This is a genomic window from Streptomyces sp. NPDC048639 (assembly GCF_043199075.1).
Lineage (GTDB): Bacteria > Actinomycetota > Actinomycetes > Streptomycetales > Streptomycetaceae > Streptomyces.
On sequence record NZ_JBICVP010000006.1, the window covers coordinates 514,608 to 527,137 of the forward strand.

Below are 12,530 nucleotides of genomic sequence, written 5' to 3' on the forward strand. Positions count from 1 at the left end.
GCGCGCAGGCCTACGTTTCCGTGCGGTACATCAGGTCCGTCTCGTGCGTGACGAAGCCCAGGCGTTCGTAGACCGTCACCGCCGCGGTGTTGTCCGCGTCCACGTAGAGCATCGCGGTCGGCAGGGCCTGGGCCTCCAGATGCCTCAGGCCCACCGCCGTGAGCGCCTTGCCCATGCCGCCTCCCTGCTCCCCGGGGACGACGCCCAGCACGTACACCTCGCCGAGCTGGTCCTCGGCGTGGATCTTCGTCCAGTGGAAGCCGACGACCCGTTCGCCCTCCGGCTCTTGGCGCACCGCCAGGAAGAAGCCCTGCGGGTCGAACCAGGGCTCCCCCATGCGGTCCTCCAGGTCCCGTTGGGTGAGCGTGCCCTGCTCCGGGTGGTGGGCGAAGGCGGCGGCGTTGGCGGCAAGCCATGCCGCGTCGTCCTCGCCCGGGCGGAAGGTCCGTACGGTCACGCCCTCCGGCAGCACCGGCTCCGCCAGGTCGAGTCCGGCCAGCGGCCGCCGCATCTGCCGCAGCTCGCGGAAGAGCGAGAGGCCGAGTACCTGCGCCAGATGACGTGCCGCGGGGTGGCCACCGTGCGCCCACAGCCGCAGCCTCTTGCCCGAGGTCTCGAGGAGCGCGCTGCCGAGGGCGCGTCCGTGGCCGCGGCCGCGACGGTCGGGGCGTACGGCCAGTTCGGCGGCCGGCGCCTCGACCGGGTCGGTCACCTCGAGCTGGGCGTATCCGGCGAGTACGGGCCCGCCCTCGCCGCCGTCCTCATGGAGCAGCAGATGCCGTACGCCGTCGCGGCGTCCGCCGCGGAGCTGGAGCCGGCCCTGTTCCGACACGGCCTGCTGACCGTCGGCGCGGGCCGCTTCTTCGAGCAGTTCCAGTACGTCCGGCATCGCTTCGGGCCCTACCTCGTCGAGGACCTCGATGTTGCGTGCGGCGCTCGTACCGTCCACCAGATTGCTCATGACCTGAGCCTACGACCCGGTGCCCCGGCGGAGGACCACCCGGGCACGGGCGGGATGGAGGAATCCGCGGAGGCGGGCGCGCCGGGCGGGTGTTCGCGACTGCGGGACGGGCCGGGCCGTACCGGCCGTTTCCTGCGGCCATGGAGAGCGACTCGCCGCTTTCATCACGGTTGTCCGGCCAAGGTGGTGATCATCCACCCCAGGCGCAATGTGCTCGTTACCTCAACGGTCCTGACACGCTACGCGCGTTGACCGTAGGCTGCCACCGACCCGGGACCGTCGTTCCGCGGCATCTCGCTGTCACAGAAGGGGAACTCATGCCAGCGACACCTCAACGTCGCCGCGCCGTCCGCCGGTTCACGGCAGGTGCGGCCGCGCTGGCCGCCGCGGCCGGCATCCTGACCGCCGCCCTGCCGGCCGGAGCCGAGACCGCCGACCGTCACGGCGGCGGCCATGGCAACCACCACGGCCGCACCGTCGACGTGCAGTTGCTCTCCTTCAACGACTTCCACGGCAACCTGGAGCCCCCGGCCGGGTCCTCGGGCCAGGTGACCGAGAAGAACGCGGACGGCAGCACGACGAAGATCGACGCGGGCGGCGCCGAGTACCTCGCGACCTCGCTGCGCAAGGCCCGCAAGGACAACCGATACAGCGTCACCGCCGCCGCGGGCGACATGGTCGGTGCGAGCCCGCTGGTCTCCGGGCTCTTCCACGACGAGCCGACCATCGAGGCGATGAACAAGCTCAAGCTCGACGTCACCAGCGTCGGCAACCACGAGTTCGACGAGGGCAGGACCGAACTCACGCGGATGCAGAAGGGCGGCTGTCACCCCAAGGACGGCTGCTTCGAGGACGGCAAGGTCTTCAAGGGTGCCGACTTCCCCTACCTCGCGGCCAACGTCACCGAGGAGAAGACCGGCAAGCCGATCCTCAAGCCGTACACGATCTGGAAGAAGCACGGCGTCAAGATCGGTTTCATCGGCGTGACCCTGGAGGGCACCCCGGACATCGTCTCCGCCGAGGGCGTCAAGGGCCTGAAGTTCCACGACGAGATCAAGACGGTCAACAAGTACGCCAAGGAACTCCAGCGGCGCGGCGTGAAGTCGATCGTCGCCCTCATCCACGAGGGCGGTTCGCCCGCCTCCCCCGACTACAACTACGACTGCGACAGCCCCGGTCCGGGCGACGGCATCTCGGGCCCGATCTCCACGATCGCCAAGGGCATCACGCCCAAGGTCGACGCGCTGGTCACCGGCCACACGCACCAGGCGTACGTGTGCACGATCCCGGACCCGGACGGCAAGCCGCGCATGGTCACTTCGGCTTCCTCGTTCGGCAAGCTCTACACGGACACCACGCTGACGTACGACCGTCGCACCGGTGACATCGTCCGCACCAAGGTCGGGTCGGCCAACCACGTCGTGCGCCGCGACCAGCCCAAGGCCGAGGACATGACCTCGCTGATCAAGCGCTGGAACAAGCTGGCCGCACCGATCGCCAACCGCCCCATCGGGCACATCTCCGCCGACATCCCCGGCCGGGGCGCGACCACTCCCGAGACGCCGCTGGGAGATCTGATCTCGGACGCCCAGCTCGAGGCCATGGCCCCCGCCGACAAGGGCGGGGCGCAGATCGCGCTGATGAACCCCGGCGGTATCCGGTCCGACCTGGTGCTCAAGGCGTCGGGCGGCGAGGGCGACGGTGTGGTGACGTACGGCGAGGGCTTCACCGTCCAGCCGTTCACCAACATGATGACCGCGATCGACATGACCGGTGAACAGCTCATCACCGCCCTGCAGCAGCAGGTCAGCGGGCCCAACGAGGCGTCGCCGAAGATCCTTCAGGTCTCCAAGGGCTTCACCTACACCCTGGACATGACGAAGTCCGGCGCGGACCGCATCGTCAAGGACTCGGTGAAGCTCGACGGCACGGCGATCGACCCCGCGAAGACCTACCGCGTCGCGATGAACGAGTTCCTCTCCGGCGGCGGGGACGGCTTCCCCGCCTTCAAGGAAGGCAAGAACAAGCTGGTCGGGAAGTCCGACCTGGACGCGCTCATCGCGTACCTCGGCGAGCACTCCTCGGCTTCTGAGCCCCTGCCCGCCCCGAAGGCGGACCGGATCGAGGTCAAGAAGTAGCGGAAGCCACCAACGCAACACCGGCGACGGCCCGGCGGGACACCACCCCGCCGGGCCGTCGTCGTCCTGTCCGCGAGGTGCCGCTCTGTACGGTCCCCGGCTGCTGGCCGGCCGTCGCAGGAACTCCGGCATCGTCATGAGGTGCCTCGCCGTCGGGGACGGGCAGCCTGCGGGCATGCCGACGCGAGTCCGTGTCCGGCCGGGCCGCGGTGTGACATCGGCCGCACTGGCCGACATCAGCCCTGAGAACTTGCGGTCGGGGGTGGCTGACATGATCGGATGTCCCGATGCGAACCCCCACGCGCATACCCCCAGGACACAGCGCGCCCGACCCCTATGCCATGCCCGCGTACGCGGACGGCCCCTACGCCGAGGGCCCCTACGCGGAACCCGTACCGGTCGGAGCCTCCTACGGCGAAGCCGCCCCTGTCGTGGGGACATACGCGCCCGCGTCTGCCACGCCGCGCAATCCGTACGAGGATCTGGCGGCGCTCGCCGATCCCGAGGAGGACTACGCGTCCTACGCCCCGGCCGGCGCCGGCGACCGGGATGACGACGACCCGCTGGGACTCGGCCTCCGCGAGGACGCTGACGAGGACGCCTGGACGCGGCCCGACCACCGCCGGTCGCGCCGCCGCCGTGGGCGGTTCGCCGCGCTGCCGATGGCACTGAAGGCCGTCGTCGCAGTGGTGGTCGCCGCCGCGTTCCTGACGGTCGCCGACCGCTGGGCGGTGCTCTACGCGGAGAAGAAGGCCGAGGAGAAACTGAAGACCTCCCTTCATCTGGCGGCGGATCCGGAGGTCGACATCCATGGCTTCCCGTTCCTGACGCAGATGGCCGACAAGCGCCTCGACCGCGTGGATGTGGCCATTCCCGACGTCGCCGCCGACCGCGTCTCGATCGCGAAGGTGGAGGCGTCCGCGCGGAACATCCGGCTGACCGGCAGCCTCCCCTCGTCCATCAAGGGCGCGGTCGTGGGACGGATGGAGGGCGACGTGCTGCTCTCCTTCGACGACCTCAACCGCGAACTGGGCTCCTCGCAGGTGAAGTTCACCGAGCGCGGCCGCAACTCGGTACGTGCGGTGGGCACGCTGCCGGTCGCGGGCCACGAGCTGCGGATGCAGGCCGAGGCCCACATCCGGCGTGTGGGCGGCCGGGGCATCGAGACCGACATCACCGGGATGCGGCTCGACATCGCGGACGTGGCGACGTACCGGCCCGGCAAGAAGGCCGGGCTGCAACTCACCCGCAAGGGCGCGGAGAAGGTCAGGCGCAACGTGGCGCAGGCGAAGACGCTGCTGTCGGTGCCCTCGCTGGCTCAGCGGTTCGGCGTGCCGCCGTCGGCCCTGGAGGAGACGCTCCGCAGCGACGAGCGGATCAGCGAGATCACCGGTTCGCCGCGCTTCGTGCAGCAGGCGATGGGACTCAATCTCGTCGATGTGGTGGCCGATCACCCCTGGCTGCTGGAGAAGGTCGGCGTCGACCGTTCGCTGCTGGCGGGGCTGACGAAGCTCACACCCCCGGTGCTCTCGGAGCGGCTCTCGCTGGCCTTCGAACTGCCTGAGGTGCCGGGCTACCTTCGACTGCGGAACATCTCGGTGGAGCGGGACGGCATCCGCGCCGACCTGTCCGGCATGGACCTGCCCTTCGGCGAAGCGGCCCGTCGCTGAGGAGCGCACCGCGAGCCCCGTGCCGGTGTGGGGACAGTACGGCACGGGGCACCCGCCCCAAGTGGGCCACGGGCTAGCAAGTGGGCCATGGCTGGGCGGGCGGCGGCCGGTCGGCCCCGGGCAGGGTGACGACGGCGACGGTTCCGCCCCCCTCCGCCGGGCGGAGGGCCACTTGCCCGCCCGCCTGCCGGACGGCGCGGGCGACGATGGACAGGCCGAGGCCGGAGCCCGGGAGGCTGCGCGCCGAGGGGGAGCGCCAGAACCGCTCGAAGACGTGCGGGAGTTCGTCGGCCGGAACGCCGGGCCCGTGGTCCCGTACGGTCAGCTCCCCGCCCTTGAGTGCGACCTCGACCGAACCACCCGTGCCTGCGCCGCCGATGCCCTCGGCTCGCGCGTTCTCCTCACCGCCGGATCCGGCCGGCGCGTCACCGTCACCGTCACCGGCCGACCCGGCGGCCGGCGCGTCACCGTCACCGCCGGATCCGGCCGGCGCGCTCTCGTCACCGCCCGACCCAGTCGGCGCGCTCTCGCCACCGGCCGACCCGGCCGGCGCGTTGGTGTCACCGCCGGAGAACTTCACCGCGTTGTCGAGGAGGTTGATCACGGCGCGCTCCAGGGCGGCGGATTCCCCGCGCACGTACCAGGGGTCGAGATCGGCCGTGATCGTCAGCCCCTTGCCGCGGGGACGCGCCCGCTGAACCGCCCGGTCGGCGATCTCGTGCAGCGCCACGACCTCCGCGCCCGCACTCCCGGCCGCCGCGTCGGGGCGGGACAGCTCCTGCAGATCGCCGATGAGCGAGGCCAGTTCGACGACCTGGGCGCGGACCGAGTCCAGCAGTGCGCGCCGGTCGTCCGACGGGAGCGCACGGCCGGTCTCCTCGCTGCGCAGCAGGAGTTCGATGTTGGTGCGCAGCGAGGTGAGCGGGGTGCGCAGTTCGTGCCCCGCGTCGGCGATGAGCTGCTGCTGCCGGTCGCGGGAGGACGCGAGCGCCGCGGTCATCGCGTTGAACGACCGTGACAGCCGGGCGATTTCGTCCTCCCCGTCGGCCGGGATACGGATCGCCAGATCCTCCGTACGCGCCACATGCTCGACCGCCTCCGTGAGCCGATCGACCGGTTTGAGCCCGGCCCGCGCGATCCACAGCCCCGCACTGGCCGCACCGACCACACCGATACCGGCGACCAGGCCGAGGACCAGCGCGAGCGAGTCGAGGGAGTCGTCGACCTCGCCGAGCGGCCGGGCGACCGACACCGCGGCATCGGTGCCGTGCAGCCGGGTGGTCAGGACGCGGTACTCCGCACCGTTGGAGCCCTTCGCGTTGTGCACGGCCTCCTCCGACGTGCCGCCCGCGACAGCGGTGTCCTCGGGCGTCACGTCCAGCGACTGCCGCCCGAAGACCACACAGCCGGTGCCGTCGCGCGTCACCACCTGGACGGTGGAGCGGAACGGGTCGCCGAGCCCCTGCTCGTTCTGCGGGGGCGGGGTCGCCCGGCAGTCGCCGGAGTCGAGGAGCGTGATGACGGCGCGGTCGGGGAACCGGCCGCGGCTGTCGCGCAGCGACTCGTCGAGGGAGTCGATCAGTGCGCCGCGTACCAGGAACCAGCACGCCGTCGCGCACACCGCCACCGCCACCGCGACGGCCAGCGCTGCGAGGAGGGCGAGCCGTGAGCGCAGCGGCAGACGGCGGAAGCGGCTCACGATGCGGTGCCGCCGCCCGGTCACCGGGGGCCGCCGATCATGACACGCCGCCGTTCATGAGGTGCCGCGGTGCATGAGGCGCCACCGTGCATGGGGTGCCCCCGTGCATGCGGTGCCGCCGTGCATGCCGTGCCGCCGTGCGCTCGCCCGGGCTGCCGCCGTGCGCTCATGGGGTACCGCCGTCCGGGCCGCGCAGGGCGTATCCGACACCGCGCACCGTGTGCACGATCCGCGGCTCCCCGCCGGCCTCGGTCTTGCGGCGCAGATACATCACGTAGACGTCCAGGGAGTTGGACGCCGGCTCGAAGTCGAAGCCCCAGACGGCCTTGAGGATCTGCTCGCGGGTCAGCACCTGGCGGGGGTGGGAGAGGAACATCTCCAGCAGCGTGAACTCCGTCCGCGTGAGCTGGACCGCCCGCTCCCCGCGGGTGACCTCGCGCGTGGTGAGGTCCATCCGCAGGTCGCCGAACGCCAGCACATGGTCCGGCGGTTCGGGCACCCCGGCGGTCGCGGCGTACGAACTGCGCCGCAGTAGCGCCCGGATCCGGGCCAGCAACTCGTCCAGCTCGAACGGCTTGACCAGATAGTCGTCGGCGCCCGCGTCCAGACCGGTGACGCGGTCGCCGACCGTGTCGCGCGCCGTCAGCATCAGGATGGGCAGGCGTACGCCCTGCGCGCGCAGCCTCCGGGCCGCGGTCAGCCCGTCCATCCGGGGCATCAGCACATCCAGCACGACGAGATCGGGCTCCTGGGCCGCGACCTTCTCCAGAGCATCGAGCCCGTCGACGGCCAGCTCGGTGCCGTACCCCTCGAACGCGAGGCTGCGCCGCAGGGCCTCGCGCACGGCGGGTTCGTCGTCGACGATCAGGATCCGGTGGTCGTCTTCGGCGGGACTCATACGGGCTCGTACCTCGGTGGTCTTCTGCAGGGCGGACGGACGCTGTCAGCCTCGCACGCCGGGGGCGGCGGCGGAGGCTCAGCCGCCACTGCCGCCGTCGCGCAGGTCGTCGAGGATCTTCTTGACGTCATTGACGGGGATGGCGAAACCGAGGCCGATGCTGCCCGCACTGCCGGACTGAGCGCCGGTCGCCGACGCCGGTGCGTACATGGCCGAGTTGATGCCGACGATCTGGCCGCGCATGTTGACCAGGGCGCCGCCGGAGTTGCCGGGGTTGAGCGAGGCGTCGGTCTGCAGCGCCTTGTACGTGGTGGTCGACTCCCCGACGTCGCCGTTGTACCGGCCGCCGCCGAACTCGAAGGGCCACCGGTCGTTGCCGCCCGGCTGCCTGCCGCCCTCGTCCCCCTCCTTCTGGACGGTCACCTTGCGGTCGAGCGCGGAGATGATGCCGCTGGTCACGGTGCCGGACAGGCCCTCGGGGGACCCGATGGCGACGACCTCGTCGCCGACCTTCACCTGGTCGGAGTCGCCGAGCGCGGCCGGCTTCAGCCCGCTCACGTCCCGCGCCTTCACCAGCGCCATGTCGAGATCGGGGTCGGTGCCGACGACCTCGGCGGTGGCCGTCCTGCCGTCACTGAATGTGATCTTGATCGAGTCTGCGCCGGAGATGACGTGGTTGTTGGTCAGGATCTCGCCGTCCGCGGTGGTGATGACGCCGGATCCGGTCGAGCGGCCGTTCTGCGAGGTCGCGGTGATCTCGACGACGCTCGGGCTGACGGCACTGGCGACGGACGACACGGTGCCGTCCGTGGAGACCGAGCTCGATGCGACGGTGCCGGCGACGGAGCTGCTGCCGCTGTCGCCCGAACCGCCGGCGAGTCGGTCGACGAACAGCGCGCTGCCACCGCCCACTCCGGCGGCGAGGATGGCCACGGCGGCGATCAGGGCGACGGGCTTCCGCGCCCGCGGGTGCGAACCGCCCGGCACCGGGCCCGCATCGCGGCCGCCACCCGGTCCATGGCCGCCGTCACCGGTACCGCCTCCGCCCGGAACGCCAAGTCCCCCGCCCGGACCGGCACTGCCGCCGCCCGGCCATATGGTGACGCCCCCGGGTCCGGCCACCGGCGGCTCGTGCGAGGGCCGCTGCGGGATCCGCGGCCCCTGATACGGATTGCGAAACGCATCGTTGTCGGTCATGCCACCGACTCTCACCGCGCACTATGAGAATCCGCTGAGACCGTCCTGAGAACCGGACCAGAAGATCGACGGTGCCCCCGGAGGACTGCCCTCAGTGGCAGCCGCAGGACTTGCGGATCACCAGCCCCGACGGGAACTGCTTCAACCGCTCCCGCCGCGATCCGGCGACCCGCAGCCCGTCGTCCAGGACCAGGTCCACCGCGGCCCGCGCCATCGCCTCGCGGTCCGAGGCGACCGTGGTGAGCGGCGGATCGGTCAGCGCCGCTTCCTTCACGTCGTCGAATCCCGCGACCGCCAGCTCCCCCGGCACGTCGATGCGCAGTTCGCGCGCGGCGCGCAGCACGCCGATCGCCTGGTCGTCGGTGGCGCACACGATGGCCGGGGGCCGGTCGGGGCCGCCGAGGAGTTTCAGCGCCACCTCGTACGCGTCGTAGCGGTTGTACTGGGCGTGGAAAAGGCGGCCCTCCGTGGGCCGCCCGGCCTCGCGCATCGCGCGCCGCCAGCCTTCGACATGGTCGGTCACGGGGTCACCGATCACCGGCGTGTACTCCACGCCGCCGAGGCACGCCACGTAGGCGTACCCGTGCTCCAGGAGGTGGCGGGTGGCGAGCTGGGCACCGCCCACGTCGTCGGTCACCACGGCCACGTCGTCGATCGCGTCCGGACGCCGGTGCAGCAGCACCACGCGCGCGTCCCAGGCGTCGATCTCCGCGGCAGCGTGCTCGCTGGGGCCCTGGCTGACGAGGATGAGCCCGGCCACGCGCATGCCGAGGAACGCCCGCAGATAGTGGACCTCGCGCTCGTCCAGGTAGTCGGAGTTGCCGACGAGCACCATCTTTCCGCGGTCGGCGGCGGCCTGTTCCACGGCGTGGGCCATCTCCGCGAAGAACGGCTGCCGCGCGTCCGGGACGATCATTCCTATGAGGTCCGTGCGCCGGGACGCCATCGCCTGCGCCACCCGGTCGGGCCGGTAGCCCAGCTCCTTGATGGCGGCGAGAACTCGCTCGCGGGTGGCCGGGGCGACCGGCCTCGGTCCGTTATTGATGACGTAGCTGACCACCGCGGTCGAGGTCCCCGCCAGCCTTGCCACATCGTCACGCGTCACCTTGGCCACGGCGGGCAGTCTACGCGTGATGACTCAGCCCTTCGCCGGGCGTGCGGTAACGGCTTGTACGCCGTTCCGCGCCACCTCGCGCCCCTCCTCGCGTCCGGTACCGCCCGAGCGCTCCTCCGCGGCCCCGCCGGCGTCCGCCGCCTCGGCCTTCACGGCACTCTTGGCGGCGCGCTCGGCAGCCCGCTCGGCCTTCTCCGGGGTGACGAAGCGGTAACCGACGTTGCGGACGGTTCCGATCAGCGACTCGTGCTCGGGCCCGAGCTTCGCGCGCAGGCGCCGTACGTGGACGTCCACGGTCCGCGTGCCGCCGAAGTAGTCGTAGCCCCACACCTCCTGGAGGAGCTGCGCACGCGTGAACACCCGGCCCGGGTGCTGCGCCAGGTACTTCAGCAGCTCGAACTCCTTGAAGGTCAGATCGAGGACCCGGCCCTTGAGCTTGGCGCTGTAGGTCGCCTCGTCCACCGACAGGTCGCCGTTGCGGATCTCCATCGGGCTGTCGTCGGCCGTGATCTGCTGGCGGCCCATGGCAAGCCGCAGCCGGGCCTCGACCTCGGCCGGTCCCGCCGTGTCGAGCAGGACGTCGTCGACGCCCCAGTCGGCGGTGACGGCCGCGAGACCGCCCTCCGTCACCACGAGGATGAGCGGGCTGCCGGGACCGGTGGAGCGCAGGAGCTGGCACAGGGACCGGACCTGAGGGAGGTCGCGCCGCCCGTCGACAAGGATCACGTCGGCGCCCGGGGTGTCCACGAGCGCCGGGCCCTCCGCCGGTGCCACGCGCACGCTGTGCAGCAGCAGCCCGAGGGCGGGGAGGACTTCGGTCGAGGGCTGCAGGGCGTTCGTGAGCAGCAGCAGCGAGCTCATCGACGGCCCCCTTCTGTCGTGGGTACGTATCCGTATGTCCGGATCGTACGGCTCTGCACACTTCGCACGCTTGGCTTGCCCATGACGTCGGTTCCTCCTCGGTCCCTGTACGGGGGCACAACCCAGTAGGCCTGGGGGAGTCTGCGGCACGGCTCTGTACCGTCGTACGGCGGCGGCCCCGCGCCACGGAGCACGCCCGCGCTCACCCGCGCACCATGCGCCTGAAAGCACGAAAGGACCCGGGGGCTGCACTGCCCGGATCCTCTGTGCAGCAAGAATAGCCCACATGAGTCCCGAGCCGGAGGCCGACTTCGCACGAAGCCGTGTTCCCTCGATCACGTCAGGTATCCGTCATGGACACCTGCGGACGACGCTGCTGACGGAGGACGGCGTGCGGATCGAGGCCGCGTACGAGCCCTGGGCGGGCGCTCCGGGCAGCGCGGACGAGGCCCACGAGGCGGACCACGCGGGCTCCGCGGGCGGCGAGGACCGCCCGGACTCCGCAGGCGGCGCCGGGTCCGCGGGCGGCCCGGACTCTGCAGACGGCCCCGACTTCACGGGCGGCCAGGGCGCCGGAGCGCCGCCCTCCGCCGGCCTGGCCATCGTGGTCGCCCACGGCTTCACCGGTTCCCTGCACCGCCCCGCACTGCAGCGGGCTGCGCGGACGTTCGGCCGGCACGCGGCCGTGATCACGTTCTCCTTCCGCGGCCATGGGCGGTCCGGCGGACGGTCGACGGTCGGCGACCGCGAGGTGCTCGACCTGGCGGCCGCCGTGCGGTGGGCCCGGTCCCTGGGGCATACGCGGGTGGCGACCGTCGGGTTCTCGATGGGCGGTTCCGTGGTGATCCGGCACGCGGCGCTCCACCGCCGTCCGGCGGAAGACGCGGCCGACGCGACGGATCGGCCCCCCGCGGCGGACGCTGCCGACGCGGCGGACCCGGAGGACCGGGCCGACCGGGCCGACCGGGCCGACGCTGCGGATGCTGCCGGGCGGCCAGGGCGCGACCGCAACACGGACGCGCGGTCCCTCCCCGGCACCCACACCGACGCCGTCGTGGCGATCAGCGCCCCCGCCCGGTGGTACTACCGCGGCACCGCCCCGATGCGGCGACTGCACTGGGTGGTGCAGCGGCCGGTCGGCCGGCTCGTCGGCCGCTTCGGACTGCGCACCCGTATCCATACGAAGGACTGGAATCCGGTGCCGCTCTCGCCCGTCGAAGCGGTCCCGCTGATTCCGCCGGTCCCCCTGCTGATCGTCCACGGCGACCGCGACCCGTACTTCCCGCTCGACCACCCGCACTCGCTGGCCGCGGCCGCCCCGCAAGGTGCGGCAGAGCTGTGGATCGAGGAGGGCCTGGGACACGCGGAGAACGCGGCGGAGGCCGTGCTGCTGCACCGGGTCGCGGACTGGCTGGTGGCGGCGGGCTAGCCGTGTGCGGAGGCGCTGCCGCGATCCGGTGCGTCCACGGCCGGGGACGCACGCCTCGCTCCGGCCGCCCGCCGCACACGCCATGATGGAGGGCGGCGCTCCGCGAGGAGCGCACCGACCGCCGAGGACGGAGAAGAGGAGCCCCCATGGCCGCATCGCAGGCCACCCCGCGCGCGCACGCCGCCGCGGCCGAACCGGGCGACCCCCGGGCCGAGGGCGCGAGCACCGCCGGGAGCACGCCGGCAGCCGACGGGACGAGCACCGCCGGCAGCCCGGCAGGCGCAGCCCCGGCAGGCGGCCGCGGCCACGGCACGATCCGCTACTGGGCCGCGGCCAAGGCGGCGGCCGGGACGGCGGAGGAACCGTACGAGGCCGCGACCCTCGCCGACGCCCTCGACGCGGCGCGCCAACGGCACAGCGAGCGGCCCGAGTTCGCCCGCGTGCTCCGGCGTTGTTCCTTCCTCGTCGACGGGACCCCGGTCGGGACCCGCAGCCATGAGACGGTCACACTGGCCGAGGGCGGCACGGTCGAGGTGCTCCCGCCGTTCGCAGGAGGGTGAGCG

Annotated in this window: 10 protein-coding genes; 4 read left to right on the plus strand and 6 right to left on the minus strand. The window is 72.3% G+C overall.

The features are described from left to right. Nucleotides 1-10: 10 nt before the first annotated feature. Nucleotides 11-961: a mycothiol synthase gene (gene mshD / locus ACGFNH_RS19545; RefSeq protein WP_393655261.1), complete on the minus strand. Its 951-nt coding sequence runs from the start codon at nucleotides 959-961 to the stop codon at nucleotides 11-13. Between the two features lie 317 nt (nucleotides 962-1,278). Between mshD and ACGFNH_RS19550 the strand changes: the two genes are divergently transcribed. Further along, nucleotides 1,279-3,099, plus strand: coding sequence for a bifunctional metallophosphatase/5'-nucleotidase (locus ACGFNH_RS19550; protein ID WP_393655263.1), 1,821 nt, complete (start codon nucleotides 1,279-1,281; stop codon nucleotides 3,097-3,099). Between the two features lie 287 nt (nucleotides 3,100-3,386). Then, nucleotides 3,387-4,769, plus strand: a complete 1,383-nt coding sequence (locus ACGFNH_RS19555; RefSeq protein ID WP_393655264.1) for a DUF2993 domain-containing protein — start codon at nucleotides 3,387-3,389, stop codon at nucleotides 4,767-4,769. A gap of 73 nt (nucleotides 4,770-4,842) precedes the next feature. Here the strand turns inward: ACGFNH_RS19555 and ACGFNH_RS19560 are convergent, their stop codons facing one another. From ACGFNH_RS19560 to ACGFNH_RS19580, 5 genes are all read right to left on the minus strand, one after another. Next, a complete protein-coding gene (locus ACGFNH_RS19560) occupies nucleotides 4,843-6,471 on the minus strand; it encodes a sensor histidine kinase (RefSeq protein ID WP_393655434.1) in 1,629 nt (542 codons plus the stop codon). Between the two features lie 163 nt (nucleotides 6,472-6,634). Beyond that, entirely contained in the window at nucleotides 6,635-7,366 is a 732-nt protein-coding gene (locus tag ACGFNH_RS19565) for a response regulator transcription factor (RefSeq protein ID WP_393655266.1), read from the minus strand. A 78-nt stretch (nucleotides 7,367-7,444) separates the two neighbouring features. Next, complete coding sequence (locus ACGFNH_RS19570) at nucleotides 7,445-8,563, minus strand: S1C family serine protease (protein ID WP_393655268.1); 1,119 nt, start codon at nucleotides 8,561-8,563, stop codon at nucleotides 7,445-7,447. A 91-nt stretch (nucleotides 8,564-8,654) separates the two neighbouring features. Beyond that, nucleotides 8,655-9,677, minus strand: a complete 1,023-nt coding sequence (locus ACGFNH_RS19575) for a LacI family DNA-binding transcriptional regulator (RefSeq protein WP_393655270.1) — start codon at nucleotides 9,675-9,677, stop codon at nucleotides 8,655-8,657. 24 nt (nucleotides 9,678-9,701) lie between these two features. Continuing rightward, nucleotides 9,702-10,538, minus strand: a complete 837-nt coding sequence (locus ACGFNH_RS19580) for a response regulator transcription factor (RefSeq protein ID WP_393655272.1) — start codon at nucleotides 10,536-10,538, stop codon at nucleotides 9,702-9,704. A gap of 286 nt (nucleotides 10,539-10,824) precedes the next feature. Between ACGFNH_RS19580 and ACGFNH_RS19585 the strand changes: the two genes are divergently transcribed. After that, a complete protein-coding gene (locus ACGFNH_RS19585; protein WP_393655274.1) occupies nucleotides 10,825-11,967 on the plus strand; it encodes an alpha/beta hydrolase in 1,143 nt (380 codons plus the stop codon). Nucleotides 11,968-12,281: 314 nt separating this feature from the next. After that, nucleotides 12,282-12,527 carry a MoaD/ThiS family protein gene (locus ACGFNH_RS19590; protein ID WP_393655436.1) on the plus strand — a complete coding sequence of 82 codons (246 nt, stop codon included), beginning with the start codon at nucleotides 12,282-12,284 and terminating at the stop codon, nucleotides 12,525-12,527. Nucleotides 12,528-12,530 lie beyond the last annotated feature (3 nt).